Origin of the sequence: Bifidobacterium sp. ESL0790, from assembly GCF_029395435.1 — a bacterium.
Taxonomy (GTDB): Bacteria; Actinomycetota; Actinomycetes; order Actinomycetales; family Bifidobacteriaceae; genus Bifidobacterium.
This window is the reverse complement of the sequence record NZ_CP113915.1, coordinates 1,390,847-1,407,377: the sequence shown is the minus strand read 5'-3', so window position 1 is coordinate 1,407,377 and position 16,531 is coordinate 1,390,847. Positions and strand designations below refer to the sequence as shown.

The 16,531-nt window shown below is 61.4% G+C and carries 10 protein-coding genes; 7 read left to right on the top strand and 3 right to left on the bottom strand.

Annotated elements, in window-relative coordinates:
• Nucleotides 1-123: 123 nt before the first annotated feature.
• Together OZY47_RS05235 and OZY47_RS05230 are read right to left on the bottom strand one after the other, a co-directional pair.
• Complete coding sequence (locus tag OZY47_RS05235) at nucleotides 124-3,381, bottom strand: BspA family leucine-rich repeat surface protein (RefSeq protein ID WP_277177304.1); 3,258 nt, start codon at nucleotides 3,379-3,381, stop codon at nucleotides 124-126.
• A gap of 68 nt (nucleotides 3,382-3,449) precedes the next feature.
• Nucleotides 3,450-4,268 carry a BspA family leucine-rich repeat surface protein gene (locus tag OZY47_RS05230; protein WP_277177303.1) on the bottom strand — a complete coding sequence of 273 codons (819 nt, stop codon included), beginning with the start codon at nucleotides 4,266-4,268 and terminating at the stop codon, nucleotides 3,450-3,452.
• Nucleotides 4,269-5,020: 752 nt separating this feature from the next.
• Between OZY47_RS05230 and groL the strand changes: the two genes are divergently transcribed.
• Complete coding sequence (groL, locus tag OZY47_RS05225) at nucleotides 5,021-6,649, top strand: chaperonin GroEL (protein WP_277177302.1); 1,629 nt, start codon at nucleotides 5,021-5,023, stop codon at nucleotides 6,647-6,649.
• 318 nt (nucleotides 6,650-6,967) lie between these two features.
• Here the strand turns inward: groL and OZY47_RS05220 are convergent, their stop codons facing one another.
• A complete protein-coding gene (locus OZY47_RS05220) occupies nucleotides 6,968-7,261 on the bottom strand; it encodes a WXG100 family type VII secretion target (protein WP_277177301.1) in 294 nt (97 codons plus the stop codon).
• Nucleotides 7,262-7,352: 91 nt separating this feature from the next.
• Between OZY47_RS05220 and OZY47_RS05215 the strand changes: the two genes are divergently transcribed.
• The 6 genes from OZY47_RS05215 (at nucleotide 7,353) to OZY47_RS05190 (ending at nucleotide 16,370) form a co-directional block, all read left to right on the top strand.
• A complete protein-coding gene (locus OZY47_RS05215; RefSeq protein WP_277177300.1) occupies nucleotides 7,353-8,207 on the top strand; it encodes a TPM domain-containing protein in 855 nt (284 codons plus the stop codon).
• A gap of 337 nt (nucleotides 8,208-8,544) precedes the next feature.
• Nucleotides 8,545-9,288, top strand: coding sequence for a response regulator transcription factor (locus OZY47_RS05210; protein WP_277177299.1), 744 nt, complete (start codon nucleotides 8,545-8,547; stop codon nucleotides 9,286-9,288).
• The gene (locus OZY47_RS05205) at nucleotides 9,288-11,486 is read left to right on the top strand and encodes a HAMP domain-containing sensor histidine kinase (protein WP_277177298.1); all 2,199 of its coding nucleotides are present in this window, start codon (nucleotides 9,288-9,290) and stop codon (nucleotides 11,484-11,486) included. Before OZY47_RS05210 ends, OZY47_RS05205 begins: the two co-directional genes overlap by 1 nt.
• A gap of 115 nt (nucleotides 11,487-11,601) precedes the next feature.
• Nucleotides 11,602-11,991 carry a cold shock domain-containing protein gene (locus tag OZY47_RS05200; RefSeq protein WP_277177297.1) on the top strand — a complete coding sequence of 130 codons (390 nt, stop codon included), beginning with the start codon at nucleotides 11,602-11,604 and terminating at the stop codon, nucleotides 11,989-11,991.
• Between the two features lie 7 nt (nucleotides 11,992-11,998).
• Nucleotides 11,999-13,519 (top strand): DUF3027 domain-containing protein, encoded by a 1,521-nt coding sequence (locus OZY47_RS05195; RefSeq protein ID WP_277177296.1) that lies wholly within the window; start codon nucleotides 11,999-12,001, stop codon nucleotides 13,517-13,519.
• Between the two features lie 154 nt (nucleotides 13,520-13,673).
• Nucleotides 13,674-16,370 (top strand): ATP-dependent Clp protease ATP-binding subunit, encoded by a 2,697-nt coding sequence (locus tag OZY47_RS05190; protein WP_277177295.1) that lies wholly within the window; start codon nucleotides 13,674-13,676, stop codon nucleotides 16,368-16,370.
• The last annotated feature ends 161 nt before the right edge of the window (nucleotides 16,371-16,531 follow it).

Below are 16,531 nucleotides of genomic sequence, written 5' to 3'. Positions count from 1 at the left end.
CGTGGTGGTGGGCGCGGACACCGCCGGATGTGTGGTGTGGTGGTGGGTTATTCGGTTGTGGTTGATGGTGAGCGGCGTGGTGGTTGGCGGTGAGCGGCGTGGTGATTGGTGGGCCGGGGCGGATCAGTGGCGTTGGCGCTTGCGTTGGGCGTAGGCGCCGGTGGTGACGGCGAGGGCGGCGACCACGGCGAAACCGATGAGCCCGTTAGCCTGCCAGTGGTGGCCGGTCAGCGGCAGCTTGTTGACGGTGTCGTGGCGGAGGCGGATGCTGACGCTGGTCTTGTTGGCCTTGTTCTCATAGCCGGCCGGTTTCGCCGGGTTGATGCCGCTGCCGTCGGCGTTGTCCCACAAGGTCACGGTGACCTCGCTGCCGTCGAGGGGCTGGCTGGCGGGCACGTCCACGGTGAACGAGCCGTCGGCCTGGGTGACGATCGAGCCGGACGTGCCAGCCTCCAACGGCGTGCCGTCGGCCTTGGCGCCGGAGGTGGTGTGGTCGGGCCAGGTGATGGTGACCCGGTCGCCGGCCTCCACGGTCCGGTTGGGCTGGGCGGTCGCGTTGCCGCTGGTCCATGCGGTGCCCGTGATGGTGGCTTGGACGCCCGGGGCACTGGATGGAGTGCGCTTTGCAATATGCGTATTGACCAGTGCGGGCGTGGTGGTGTCGATGGTGAGCTTGGTGCGCGGGGCGGATTCGGCCGAGACCGAGTTGTCCGCCTGGGTGAGCGTGCTGGTGAACCAGTAGGACACACCCGAGCCGACCTTGTCGTCGGGATATGGGTTTGTGGCGGTCGTGTAGGTGATGCCCCATGGGGCGTCGTTGGGGGCGGTGGCTGTGATAGCGGTCGCGGTGGTGGTCTCTTTGGCGGGACCGTGTGTGCCGCCGGTCTCGGTGGAGTATGGGTAGAGGGTGAACTTGTCGCCGGTCAGCGTGCCTCCTGGCACGATTCCTCCCACGGTCAGGGTTCCGTCAGTATGCGGTGTGGCTTTGCTGATGGGAGGCGCTGTGGGAGTCTGCCAGAGCGCGGTGAGTATGCCACCGGGCACGGAATAGGGGACGACTGATCCGGGTGCGTACCCTCCATTGTTTGTGTCTCTCCAGCCTATGAATCTGTGCCCGGGATTATCGTCTGGAGTACACACTGTGTTGAAGGGCACTGCATCGCCGTTATCGCAGGCGCCGGAATACTGGGCGCTGACGAGATAAATCCACTCGGGGCTGGGGAACCGGCCTGGTGCCATGTTGTTCGTGTCGCTTCCACCGCGCATCCATGCGGTCTGAGCGAAATTCTTGTACGCCGGAGTGGTTGCCGGGTGATTTGCCGAGCCAACTACCTGTTCCTTTTTCACTGGCGAGTAGTAATTGATATTGTGTACACATACTATAACCCAATCGTGTTCTCCTGCTACAGGAGAGCAGTAGTCTTGTGAGTTCTCGTGAGATGGACTAAAGTCAGTGGTTGGTCCGACCTTGATTCGGTAGAGTTTGGGGCAGTTCTCGAGCATCTGCGACTGGTTGAGGATGCTCGTCGTCACCCCACTATCGCTGTGCTTGCCTAGCGCGCGCATGTCCCAGCCGCTGATATCCAAGGATTCAAGGTTGCCGCAGTTCTGAAACATGAAGCGCATGTCAGTGACATTATGCGTGTTCCAGCTTGAAAGGTCCAGGGTTTTGCCGTTGGGCGTGATACGAGCGTCCGGCAGGGGCGCTTGCTCGCCTACTAGCGCCGCATTGTTCTGGAACATGCTGTTCATGTTTGTGACGAGGCCAGTGTGCCAAGCGTGCACATCGCCGATTGTGGTGAGCTTGTTGTCGTTTTGGAACATGTAGCTCATGTCACTGGCATGGCCGACGTCCCAGCTGGAAAGGTCGAGGGAGATTAGGCCGGTGATGCCGTTGAACATGTAGCTCATGTCGGTGACGTGGCTGGTGTCCCATTTGTCGCCGTCGTGGGTGAGGTCGAGGCTGGTGAGCTTGGTGCTGTTGCAGAACATGTATTTCATGCTGGTGGCGCTGTGGGTGTCCAGCTCGCCGAGGCCGGTGATGGTCTCCAGCAGGGGAGCGTTCTGGAACATGCGTCCGAAGTTGGTGGCCTGGCTGGTGTCGAGCTGGGTGACGTCGGCGGCGCGCAGGTTGGGCAGGTTGTAGCCGTCGAAGAGGCCGTAGCCGTCGAGCATCTTGACTTTGGGTTGGCCGGGGGCGGGCGTGTTGACGACGAGTTTGGTGACGCCGGGTTCTTTCCAGGGGATGGGCGCGTCGCCGTCCTCTCGCTGGCCGTAGTCGGGGATGGTGCCCTTCTCCAGTTCGAGGACGCACTGAGGATTGTCGATGGATCCGTCCATGGTCTCTTTCCAATGCAATGGGTCGGTGTCGCCCCAGGTGTGTTCGCCGGGCTGGCCGCAGTGGATGAGTTTCACACAGCCGTCGAACATGTGGTTGGTGGCGCTGTTGATGCCGTTGGGTATCTCGAGGCCGGGCACGCCGATGGTGGTGAGCTCGGCGTCGTTGGTGAACATGTAGTCCATGTTGGTCACACTACTGGTGTCCCATTTGCCGCCGTGATGGCTGAGGTCGACCTTGGGCAGTTTGCCGCAGCCGTTGAACATGTAGCTCATGTCGGTGGCGCTGCCGGTGGCCCAGTTGTCGATGCCGGTGACGGTGGTGAGGTTGGTGTCGTCGTTGAAGATGTAGCCCATGAGGGTGGCGCCGGTGGTGTCGAGCCCGCTGACGTCGGCGGTCGTGAGCCCGGTGAGTTTCTCGAACAGTCCCCAGAGCGTGGTGGGTGCCTTGACTCCGTCATCGATTTTGACCTTGGTGATTCGGGGATCCTGGCTCCAGGGCACGTTGGTGGTGTCGGCGGTGCCGTAGTCGGGCACGGTGCCGCTTTCGAGCTCGAGGACGCAGTTGGAGTGCTCTATGGTGCCGGTGAGGGTTTCCTTCCAGTGCAGGGGGTCGGTGCCGCCGGGCCAGGTGTGTTCGCCAGGCTGGTTGCAGCGGATGAGTTTCACGCAGCCGTCGAACATGTGGTTGGTGGCGCTGTTGATTGATGAGGGAATGTCGAGGCCGGGTACGCCGATGGTAACGAGTTCGCCATCCCCGGCGAACATGCTGCCCATGTCGGTGACATGGCTCGTGTCCCATTTGTTGCCGTTTGGGGTGAGGTCGAGCTTGGTAAGCTTGCTATCGCCCTGGAACATACTGGCCATATCGGTGGCGTGGCTTGTGTCCCAGTTTTCTAGGCCAGTGATGGTGGTGAGGTTGGGCTGGTCGGCGAAGAAACCTCTGAAACCTTTGGCACCACTTACATCAAGGTTGCCGACATCCGCGCTCTTCAGGTGACCGCCTCCGCCGTATGCCTTGAACAGCGTGAGATTGCTGGTCATGGTTGTATGGCCCGATACGATGACTTGTGTATATGAGCTATCGTCGTACCACGGGATTTTAAAATAATTCAACTCTTCTGGAATGTCTCCGCCTTCCAATTCAAGAACACAGTCGGTGGTGCCTTCGGCGTTTTCGGCGTGGTGTTCGTTCCAGTTGAGTGTCTTCCCGCCTGTGGTCCACTGATGTTCACCCGGTTGCTTGCAACGTAACAGTTTGGTGCATCCGTCGAACATGGAGCTGTGTTGGCATCTGGTGGAATTTCAAGACCAGGGCCTCCGATAGTCGTGAGTTCGGCGTCGTTCATGAACATATTGCCCATGTCGGTGACTTTGCTGGTGTCCCATTGCTTACCATGCTTGCTGAGATTGAGCCGAGTGAGTCGAGGACAGAAGCCAAACATCCTATTCATGGTGGTGACGTTGCTGGTGTCCCAATTCTCGATGCCCGGAGTTCCAGTGAGAGTGGAATTACCGTTGAACACATTGCACATATCCGTGACGTTGCTGGTGTCCCACTGCCCGAGACCGGTGATGGTAGTGAGATTCGGCTGGTCGCTGAAGAAAGACCGAAGTGTAGTGGCATCGCTAGTGTCTAAATTGGCGACATCGGCAATTCTTAATGAGCTGCTGGAGCTTCCGGCAAACAGGGATTGGTTGTCTGTTGTGGTCACATGGCCTGAGACGATGATTTTCGTGTATGTAATATCTGTGTTCCATGGAATCGCGGCGGCGTTACCACCGGTGGCGGGTATGTCTCCACTTTCCAGCTCCAACACACAGTCATCGCCGTCGACATGCTCGTTCCAACTCAGGCCGCCCCACATGTGTTCGCCGGAATTCTGGCAAATGACCGATTGCGGACCCACGGTGGGCTGTGATCTGGTCAACGGGGATGAAGATGATTCCACGGGTGACTGACCCGTGGGAAGACTTGGATTTTGCCGGGAGGTGCCGTTGGAGTTCTGTGAGAGCGATTCTCCTGCGTCAGACGAAGGCGACGACGGCGGAACTTCGGACTTGGGCGAGGAAACGCTTTCTGGACTTAGATTTTGCGGGGGGGGGTGATTTCGATGCTATTTTCATTGGCGCCCGCCAAAGGCGACGCTAGGGCCAAAGCGAGGACGGCGGAGATGGCCGTGAAAGCGCAGATGATGCGATTGCGTCCAGCCATGAAAATACCGTTTCCTTTCCGATAAGTCTTGTACTGATAAATGGTAAGAACAGGTCAAATTGTAACATTACGTATGACTAAACGCGCCAAAATTTCCGAAAAGTATGACGAGTGTGGGCGAGACGCCTCTAAGGCCTGTCTGCGTGCGGCGATTTGCCAACCCGGACTTTGGGGTCGTTTTTTGACCCCAAAGCCGGGGTAACGGAGACAATCAACGTGACGAACGATTGCGCTGAATATTCCAGTGGATGGCAAAGCAAAGCAAATGAAGCGCGGTGAAAAACGGACGCTTTAACCTAATTTCAAGCCAACAGCGCAATTTTGTGGGTATTGGCACTCGGGCATCGAGAGTGCTAATCTGTGAATTAGCACTCGAAGCCTGGGAGTGATGATTGGCAGCTGACGGCCGGTCCCGCGTATCAAGCCGAGAGTGGGTAACAAAACCGTATAGCCATATGTGGAGGAACAATGGCAAAGATGATTGCTTATGACGAGGAAGCTCGTCAAGGAATGCTCGCGGGCCTCGATGAGCTCGCCAACACCGTCAAGGTCACGCTGGGCCCCAAGGGCCGCAACGTCGTGCTCGACAAGAGCTACGGCGCCCCGACCATCACCAACGATGGCGTCTCCATCGCCAAGGAGATCGACCTCGAGGATCCCTACGCCCGCATCGGCGCCGAGCTGGTGAAGGAAGTCGCCAAGAAGACCGACGACGTCGCCGGTGATGGCACCACCACCGCCACCGTGCTCGCGCAGTCGCTCGTGCACGAGGGCCTGAAGAACGTGGTCGCGGGTTCCAACCCGATCGCGCTGCGCCGTGGCATCGAGAAGGCCTCCGACGCCGTGGTCAAGGAGCTCGTCTCCGTGGCCAAGGATGTTGAGACCAAGGACCAGATCGCCGCCACCGCCACGATTTCCGCCGCTGACCCCGAGGTCGGCGAGAAGATCGCCGAGGCGCTCGACAAGGTCGGCCAGGATGGCGTCGTGACCGTCGAGGACAACAACCGCTTCGGCCTTGACCTCGAGTTCACCGAGGGCATGCGTTTCGACAAGGGCTACATCTCCCCGTACTTCGTCACCAACAACGACGAGCAGACCGCCGTTCTCGAGAACCCGTACATCCTGCTGACCAGCGGCAAGCTCTCCAGCCAGGAGGACGTGGTGCACATCGCCGAGCTCGTGATGAAGAGCGGCAAGCCGCTGCTGATCATCGCCGAGGATGTCGATGGCGAGGCCCTGCCCACCCTGATTTTGAACAAGATCCGTGGCACCTTCAACTCCTGCGCCGTCAAGGCCCCTGGCTTCGGCGACCGCCGCAAGGCGATGCTGCAGGATATCGCCATCCTCACCGGCGCGCAGGTCGTCTCCGACGATCTGGGTCTGAAGCTCAACTCCGTCGACGCCTCCGTGCTCGGCACCGCCAAGAAGGTCATCGTCTCCAAGGATGAGACCACCATCGTCTCCGGTGGCGGCTCCAAGGACGAGGTCTCCGAGCGCGTCGCTCAGATTCGCGCCGAGATCGACAACACAGATTCCGATTACGACCGCGAGAAGCTGCAGGAGCGTCTGGCCAAGCTGGCCGGCGGCGTCGCCGTCATCAAGGTCGGCGCGGCCACCGAGGTCGAGGCCAAGGAGCGCAAGCACCGCATCGAGGACGCGGTGCGCAACGCCAAGGCCGCCATCGAGGAGGGCCTGCTGCCCGGCGGTGGCGTGGCTCTGGTCCAGGCCGCCAAGAAGGCCGAGACCTCCGCCGAGATCAAGGCTCTGACCGACGAGGAGGCCACTGGCGCAGCCATCGTCTTCCGCGCCGTCGAGGCCCCGATCAAGCAGATCGCCGAGAACTCCGGCGTCTCCGGTGACGTGGTCTTCAACAAGGTGCGCGAGCTCCCTGAGGGCCAAGGCTTCAACGCCGCCACCAACACCTATGAGGACCTGCTCGAGGCAGGCGTGGCCGACCCGCTCAAGGTCACCCGCTCCGCCCTCCAGAACGCGGCTTCCATCGCTGGTCTGTTCCTGACCACCGAGGCCGTCGTGGCCAACAAGCCCGAACCGCCGGCCGCGCCCGCCCAGGGTGGCCAGGCCGACATGGGCTACTGATCGGCACGCGAATGAGCGGCCCGGTTTCGGGCGCTGATTCGTAGGCTGATTGGCCTTTGCAGGCTTTCGACAGCTGAATGTTGTGCGCTTCCGTCAATGCGACGGGAGCGCACATTTTTTATGGCCGCGCTGACTCTAAATTGGGGCACTGTGCGATGGGGCACTGTGGCTTAGGCACTGTTATGCGCTAACGCTGCACAGTCATGGCACTGTTCACACTGTTAAGGCACTCGATATGACAGTGCGCGAAACAATGCGAACAGCACGAATAACGTGAGCCATGAACCGTGCGTGCCGTGTTCGCCTTCTCGCGCCGGCTCAGCGCGTGGCGAAGAGGCGCGAGGCCTGGCTTTCCGCGTCGGAGTAGACGCTTGAGGCCTGCGTCAGGGCGCGCTGGATCGACTCCAGCGATTGCTCCATCTGCTGCTGGGCCGAGCGCCATTGCGCCGCCACCGAGTTGAATTGCGTGGCAGCCCCGCCCTTCCATACCCCTTGCAGGGCGTTGAGGTTGTTGTACATCCCCGAGACCGCCTCGCGGATCGAGCTCACGGAGGCCGAGACCGCCCCGCTCGCCGTCTGGATCTGTTCCGAATCGACTTGGTATTGTGGCATGTTCGCTTCTTTCCTGGTAGTTATGTTTGGTGTTTGTTGTTCTTTTCGCGGTTTCGTTCGCCGGGGCAACCTAACCGCTACAGTTGAGGGTATGTCTGACGGCAATGAAATCCGGTTGAATCAAGCCCCTGTGGTCGAACGCTTCGGCGAAACGCGCTCCATCGGCGTGTCGCGCGCCCGAAAAGGTGCCCTCAGGGCGCTCTACGCCGCCATTTCCATCGTCTTGACCGTCGCATTGTGGATAACTCTGCCGGGCACGGCCCTCGCCGCTTCGAAAACCGCCCCGCAGGACGGCACCGCGGGCAACATCACCGACACGCAGAACCTCCTCGGCAGCGACATCTCCAAGGTGAGCGACGAGATCTCGTCGACCAAGCAGCAGACCGGCGTCAACGTGCGCCTGCTCTATTTGCAGACTTTCTCCGGCGCCAAAAATCCGGACACCTGGGTGGCCGGGGTGCTCAAGTCGCTCAAGCCCGCGCCCAACACCGTCATGCTCGCCGTGGCCTCCAACGACGGCAAGCTCGTGGTGGCGGCCTCGCAGAATTCGGACGATTGGCTCAAAAGCGGCGACAGCGTCGGCAAGCTCTCGCAGGCCGCGCTCGGGCCCATCCAGAAAAACGACATCCCGGATTGGTCCGGCTCGGCCATCGCGATGATGGAGGAGATCAAGACGCTCAAGCGGCAGTCCACCTCGCTCAAGATCGCCATTGGCATCGTCATCGCCGTGGTCGTGATCCTGATCATCGCCGCGGTGATCGCCACGCGCGTGCGGCGCAGGCGCTATGAGAAGATCATCGCCGACAACGCGGCCGGCAAGAAGGCCGGCGACGAAGATGGTGACGGAGACGAACCTGACGGCAAAGACGGCAAGACCGCCGATGGTCGCGCCGCGGGAGGCAGACGGGCCGGAAAATCCAAGGGTCCACGCCACAAGCATCGCTGATTGCCGCGATGATGTTTGTATGAGGCCGCCTGTGTGATGATACTTGCGTGCTGATGGCTCTGCGATAGCCAAATTCGCGATGATGATTTTGCGGTATTGATTTCGCATTTGTCGTGCGTTTGTCGTGCATTTGCCTTGCGTTTGTTCCGTATGCGTCCAATCGCCGATAGGCTTTTCTGAAATCCACCGACGATATCGGTATTTCTATGCTCACGGCATAGTGTGAACAGGCGGAAAATGGCCGATTGCCAACCGACGCTAGGCCAGTCATAAGCGTATTCTGGATTTTACAGATTACATTCAGAAAACTTTCAGAGTGGAGGGCGAAGCTGTGGGCATGAGCAAATCAATAGAAGCGTCAATCGTCGTGGTGGATGACGAGCCCTCCATCCGTGAGCTGCTGGTCGCGTCCCTGCATTTCGCCGGCTTCGAGGTCAAGACCGCGGCCTCCGGTTCCGAGGCGATCGAGGTCATCGAGAAGAGCCATCCCGACCTCATCGTGCTCGACGTCATGCTGCCTGACATCGACGGGTTCACCGTAACCCGCCGCATCCGCCAGGCCGGCATCGAGGCGCCCGTGCTCTTCCTCACCGCGCGCGACGATACGCAAGACAAGATCATGGGCCTCACCGTGGGCGGCGACGACTACGTCACCAAGCCCTTCAGCCTCGAGGAGGTGGTGGCCCGCATCCGCGCCATCCTGCGCCGCACGCACGAGCAGGTGGAGGACGATCCCATCATCCGCGTGGGCGATTTGGAGATTAACGAGGACTCGCACGACGTCACCCGCGCCGGCCAGCCGATCGACCTGAGCCCCACCGAATACAAGCTGCTGCGCTACTTGATGGACAACGAGGGGCGCGTGCTCTCCAAGGCCCAGATCCTCGACCATGTCTGGCAATACGACTGGGGCGGCGACGCGGCCATCGTGGAATCCTATATCTCCTATCTGCGCAAGAAGGTCGATGGCATCGAGGTGACCGGCGAGGATGGCTCCACGCACAAGGTCGTCCCGCTCATCGAGACCAAGCGCGGCATAGGCTACATGATCCGCGCGCCCAAGCAGACCTCGGGTGAGTGATGGAGGCCGGGCGACAGGCGGGGCAGGAGCCCGATAACGAGGCGGCTGGTTCTGCGGGTTCCGCCGGTACTGCGAATCCGGTGAATCCGGCCATGGCCGTCAATCCTTCAAGACCTACGATGCCAACAATGCCAAGGGATTCGGGAACCCTGCAAAATTCGGCGGGCAAGAGCCAAGGTTTCTTCGTCAAGTTCAGAGACAAGGTCCTGCACCGTTTCGACGCCGTGCCGCTCTCAACCAAACTCGTGGCCTGCACGCTGGTGCTGCTCATGGTCGGCACCTTCGGCATCTCGCTGACCATCCGCCAACTGGTCGGCAGCTACCTGCTCGGGAAAACAGACGAGCAGCTGCGCGACCAGGCCCAGCTGGTCTATAGCAACGTCGATTTATTAAGCCAACGCGACAACGACGAGGCCTCCGTGGGCCCCAACGACTACTTCATGCAGATCCGCGACGTCAACGACAACATCGTGAGCACCCCGCTGGTGCCCGTGCTGCGCAACGGCATCATCGCCGAGCCCGTGCTGCCCGCCAACGGCAGCAAGGGCAAGGTGCAGCTGGGCAAGCCCTTCACCACCAGCTCCAAGGTGCGCACGGTGAGCGGGGGACTCAAATCCGACAACCCGGCGCTGCAGACCGCTCAGGCCCCATGGCGCGTGCTCGCCCTGGAAGGGCGTGAGCGAGGGCCCGACGGCTCCAGCGTGGTCAAGCTGACCGTTTATATCGGCGTCTCGCTGGGCGACCAATACGACATCATCAAGACGCTCACGCAATATTCGGTGCTCGTGAGCATCGTCATCGTGCTTTTCGGCGCGATCGCAGCCACCATCATCATCCAACGTACCCTATTGCCACTCAAACGCATCGAGAAAACCGCCGCCAAGATCGCCGCGGGAGACCTGAGCCAACGTGTGCCCACCATGCCGGAGAACACCGAGGTCGGCTCGCTGGCTGCCTCCTTGAACGCCATGCTCGGGCGCATTGAGCAAGGCTTCCGTGAGCAGCAGGAGAGCACCGAGAAGATGAAGCGGTTCGTCTCCGACGCCAGCCACGAGCTGCGCACGCCGCTGGCCACGATTCACGGCTATTCCGAGTTGTATAGCATGCAACGCGACCTGCCTGGGGCGCTCAAACGCGCCGACGAGTCGATCGAGCACATCGAGGCCTCCAGCTCTCGTATGACGCTGTTGGTGGAGGACCTGCTTTCGCTCGCCAGGCTTGACGAGGGGCGCGGCATCGACATCACCCAGGAGGTCAAGCTCGAGGGGCTTCTGGGCGACGCGGCTGACGACTTGCACGCCCTCGACCCCAAGCGCGGCATACGTCGTGGTTCCATGGCGTTGGAACACGGCCAGGTGGGGCCCGCGAGGCTCAGCTTCACGCAAGGCGACTTGCCGCACATCACCCTGCACGGCGACGGATCGCGCCTGCGCCAGGTCATCACCAACATCGTCGGCAACATCCACCGCTACACCGCCTCGGATTCGCCGGTGGAGATCGGGATGGGCGCCATGCCGGCCTCCATAAGTCCCACCGACCTGGAGCATCTGCCCTCCACCGAACGCTCGCTGCACCAGTTCCTCGACGCCGTGGAGGTGGGCCAGTCGATGCGCGTGGGCATGAACTACGCCGTCTTCAGCTTCATGGACCACGGCCCCGGCGTGCCGACCGAACGGCAGGCGCAGATATTCGAGCGCTTCTACACCGCCGATCCTTCGCGCGCCCGCCAGAAGGGCGGCACCGGGCTGGGGATGTCGATCGCCCAGTCGGTGGTGCGGGCCCACCACGGGCTCATCGCCGCGTCGAACACGCCTGGGGGAGGGCTCACACTCACCGTCATCCTGCCGATTGCGCCCGTCGAGCCGCCGTTGCCCGACGAGATTCGGGATGGTGCGAACGGCGAAAAGCACGGCAAGTCCGGCCGGGGCGGCCGTGGCGGTCGCGGTGGCAGGAGCGGCCGGAATAACCACGCTGGAAGGGCTGGCAGGACCGGTCGCGGCGGCCGGTCACGTAAGGCTGACCGGAGCGATAAGGCGGGCAAGGCCGCCAAGGCGACGAAGGACGATAACGCTGGCAGCGCCGATAACGCCGATACCTCCAACAAAACCGATAAAACCGCCAGGAAGAAGCGTCGGCCGCGGCGCGAACGCGAGAAGAAGGCCAGGCCGCCGCGCAAGCAGTTCGGCGACAAGGGCTGAGGTGTCTTGGCCGCCGCGAAAGTGTTTGCATACCGGTTGGGTTAAAATGGTGAACAGTGAATAAGTATCGGCCGGGCGTCGCCTGGCGGTAATCAATGAGGCAGTGAGGTGTGCGATGCCCAGCGGTAAAGTTCGTTGGTTTGATCAGAAGCGTGGCTATGGATTCATCACCGATGACCAGGGCAATGACGTGTTCCTGCCCGCCGCGGCTCTTCCCGCGGGGGTGCAGACGGTGCGCAAGGGCGCCAAGGTGGAGTTCGCCGTGGTCGACGGGCGCAAGGGGCCGCAGGCCATGGATCTGCAGGTCTCCGGGCCCGCGCCGTCCATCGTGCGCGCCACCAGGCCCAGTCCCGACGACATGGCCGCCATCGTGGAGGACCTGATCAAGCTGCTGGATTCCGCCGGCAACCATCTGCGCCGCCATCACTATCCGTCGGACGCCGAAAGCCGCAAGCTCGCGGCCCTGATGCGCGCCGTCGCCGATGATTTCGATGTCGAGGATTGAAGAGGTTATGACAGAGGACACGAAGGAAGACACGTTGGAAGACTCGCTGGATCCCAAGGCGTTGGCGAAATCCGTGGCGATCGTCTCGGCCGACGAGCCTGAGGACGTCGGCGATTTCGCCACCCAGGTGGAGCTTGGCGACAACGTCACCGACTTCCGTTTCGTATGCTTGAAGCGCGGCTATGAGGGCTGGCAGTGGGCCGTCACGTTGTACCACGACGAGGATCGTGACACTTGGACGGTCAACGAGTCGACCTTGGTGCCCACCGACGAGTCATTGCTCGCGCCCGCCTGGGTGCCTTGGAAAGACAGGCTTGAGGCCAAAGACATCTCCGTGACCGACGTGCTCGGCACCGACCCCAACGACCCGCGCATGGAGGACGGCTTCAGGCACACTGAGGCGGGGGAGTCCGGCGGCGGGAACGCTGATGATGGTCAGGCCGATAAGGCTGATAAAACCGATGGTGAGACTGATGGCGATGACAGCGCCGATGGCAAAGCCGACAAGGCGGATGGTGACAGCGAAACTTCAAGTCAAGCTGGCGACAACGCTGATGCTAAAACCGAATCCGGCGATATCGACCCCGAGACCGGCCTGAGCGTCGACGCCGAAGAGGCGATCGAAGACTTCCATCTTTCGCGCCGGCACGTGATGAGCCCGATGGGGCGCTCGCAGACTGCGCAGCGCTGGTACCAGGGTCAGCACGGACCCAAGTCCCTTTCGACCAAGACCAGCGAGGGCAACCTGTGCTCCACCTGCGCCTTCTTCATCGGCCTGAAGGGCGATCTCAACACGATGTTCGGGTTGTGTGCCAACCGCTGGAGCCCCGACGATGGACGCGTGGTCTCCGTCGACCATGGCTGCGGCGAGCACTCCGAGATCGAGGAGTCGGAGCCGACCAGGCTTTGGGTGCAGTCCAAGCCCGCCTTCGACGATCTGCACATCGATATCATCGCCCAGAAGCCGCGCGAGGAGCGGGGCCAGGTCGAGCTCATCGAGGCGTTGGACGGAGACGACGCCGACGCCGATACCGCGGTCGACGAGACCGACGAGGATACGGCCAACGACGACGACATCAAGCGCCACGCCGTTCCCGCCTCGCTTGAGGACGAGACGGACGACGACGGTGATTCGGATGACGACGACACCGAGGTGGAGGCCGAGGTCAGCGCCGTCACCGACGTCGAGTCGACGATTGATTTGTCGAATGATGATTCGGACAATTCTGATGATTCTGATGACGATGATGAATCGGACGATGACGATTCTGATTCGGACAACAGTGATGACTCGGAAGATGATTCCGATGACTCTGAAGATTCGGATGAAGACGGCGACGATACCGACGCCGACGATTCGGACGAAGACGATGAACCTGACGACACGGACGATTCCGATGAATCCGACGAGGATTCGGACGACGACGCCTCCGACGATGACGATACAACCGATGATTCAGACGATTCCGACAAATCCGATGACCCCACGGCAACCGATACGGACGATGACGCGTCAAACCGGAAATAACTCCGGCGCGAGCCCAAGAAAACGTCGTTTGACCCCTTATTTGAGCGTGTCTTCGCCGTTTGTTGCGTTCTCAGCGCAAAAGGCGTGGCGCGGGAAATAAACGTCACCGTAAATCGGTAGAGTGAAATGGATTATCAACAGTGGAAGGACAAGTATGTTCGAACGGTTTACTGACCGCGCCCGGCGTGTGATCGTGCTGGCGCAGGAAGAAGCCAAAGCCCTCCAGCACAACTATATCGGCACCGAACATCTGCTGCTCGGCCTGATTCGTGAAGGCGAAGGCATAGCGGCCAAGGCGCTCGCCGCCAAAGGCGTGACGCTCGAAGACACCCGCAAGCAGGTGGAGGAGATGATCGGCAAGGGCAACGCCGCGCCGGATGGTCATATTCCTTTCACACCGCATGCCAAGCAGGTGCTTGAGCTGAGCCTGCGCGAGGCGCTGCAGCTGGGGCACAGCTATATCGGCACCGAGCACATCCTGCTCGGCCTCATCCGCGAGGGCGAGGGCGTGGGCACCCAGGTGCTCATCAAGATGGACGTCGACCTGGGCGATCTGCGCAGCTCCGTCATCGACCTCATCCGCGGCAACTCCGGCGGCGCCGAGGGCGAAGGCAAGGGCGACCTGGCCAACGCGGGTGGCGTGGAGAACAAGGGCCGCCAGACCGGCTCCGCCATCCTCGACCAGTTCGGGCGCAACCTCACGGCCGAGGCCGCCGAGGGCAAGCTCGACCCGGTGATCGGACGTGCCAAGGAGATCGAGCGCGTGATGGTCGTGCTTTCGCGCCGCACCAAGAACAACCCCGTGCTTATCGGTGAGCCCGGCGTCGGCAAGACCGCCGTCGTCGAGGGCCTGGCCGAGAAGATCCACGTCGGCGACGTGCCCGAAACCCTGAAGGACAAGCAAGTCTATTCGCTCGACCTCGCCTCCATGGTGGCCGGCTCGCGTTACCGTGGCGACTTCGAGGAGCGCCTGAAGAAGGTCTTGAAGGAAATCAAGACCCGTGGCGACATCATCCTCTTCATCGACGAGATCCACACGATTGTCGGTGCGGGTTCCGCCGACGGCGCGCTGGGTGCCTCCGACATCCTGAAGCCGATGCTCGCGCGTGGCGAGCTCCAGACCATTGGCGCCACCACCACCGACGAATATCGCAAGTACATCGAGAAGGACGCGGCGCTCGAGCGTCGTTTCCAGCCCATCCAGGTGGACGAGCCGTCCATCGCCGACACGATCGATATCCTCAAGGGTCTGCGCAGCCGTTACGAGAACCACCACAAGGTGACCATCACCGACGGTGCGCTCCAGGCCGCGGCCGAGCTTTCCTCACGCTATATCCAGGACCGCAACCTGCCGGACAAGGCCATCGACCTTATCGACGAGGCGGGCGCGCGCCTGCGCATCAAGCGCCTCACCGCGCCGCCGGAGCTCAAGGAGCTCGACGGCAAGATCGCCAAGGTCTCCGACGAGAAGGACAAGGCCATCAAGGACCAGGACTTCGAGAAGGCGGCCGAGCTGCGCGACAGCGAGGAGAAGCTGAAGACCGAGCGCAAGGAGAAGGAGAAGACCTGGCGCGAGGGCGGCAGCGACGTCAAGATGGTCGTGGATGAGGACGTGATCGCGCAGGTCGTCTCGTCGACCACCGGCATCCCCGTCTTCAAGCTCACGCAGGCCGAATCCAAGAAGCTTCTGAACATGGAGTCCGAGCTGCACAAGCGCATCATCGGGCAGGACGAGGCCGTTTCGGCGCTCTCCCGTTCGATTCGCCGTACGCGCGTCGGCCTCAAGGATCCGAAGCGCCCGGCGGGCTCGTTCATCTTCGCAGGCCCCACCGGCGTCGGCAAGACCGAGCTGGCCAAGGCATTGGCGCAGTTCCTCTTCGACGACGAGGACGCGCTGATCCGCGTGGATATGTCCGAGTTCTCCGAGAAGTACGCCGCGTCGCGCCTCTTCGGCGCCCCTCCGGGGTACGTCGGTTATGAGGAGGGCGGCGAGCTCACCGAGAAGGTGCGCCGCAAGCCGTTCTCCGTTGTGCTCTTCGACGAGATCGAGAAGGCCCATCCCGACATCTTCAACACGCTTCTGCAGGTGCTCGATGACGGCCATCTGACCGACGGCCAGGGCCGCAAGGTGGACTTCAAGAACACGATCATCATCCTCACGACCAACCTCGGCACCAAGGACATCGCCAAGGCCGCCAACACCGGCTTCAGCTCCGGCACCGACAAGGAGTCGAGCTACGAGCGCATGAAGAGCGAGGTCACCAGCGAGCTCAAGCAGCAGTTCCGCCCCGAGTTCCTCAACCGCCTCGACGACATCATCGTCTTCCGCCAGCTCACCAAGCCGCAGGTCCGCCAGATCGTGGACCTCGACCTGGGCCAGCTCAACGACCGTCTCTTCGAGCGCCACATGTCGCTCGAGCTCACCGACGGCGCCAAGAACCTGCTCGCCGAGAAGGGCTTCGATCCGCTGCTGGGTGCGCGCCCGTTGCGGCGCGTCATCACGCGCGACATCGAGGACGCCGTCTCCGAGCAGATCCTTATGGGCAAGCTCAAGAACGGTGAGAAGGTCGAGGTCGACGCCGAGGGCGAAGGCATCCTGGGCGAGTTCACCTTCAAGGGTGTGTCATTCGAGGACCCGAGCGCCAAGCCGGCTGAGAATGACGAGAAGAAGCCTGAATTGGTTGGTGTCGCCGCTTCCGCTGATTCCGCTGCTTCGACTGCTGGTGCGTCCGCTGATTCCAGTGATGCCTCAGCTGTCTCGCAGACTTCCGATACGTCGACGACTAGTGATTCGGATGACACTACGTCCAACGGATCCGACGCCAACGGCGAGGACACTTCGACTGAGTGATGTCGACCTAAGCGGTCGCTGGATTCAAGGCGTTCGCGTCGCAAAGACCCGGCTTTCATAAACGAGGAGCCGGGTCTTCATGTATCCAACTTGTAAAAGTTTTCATAAGCTCGGTGGCTTTTACGCACAAAGTCAAACTTTGAAATCATAAGGTTTGCCGG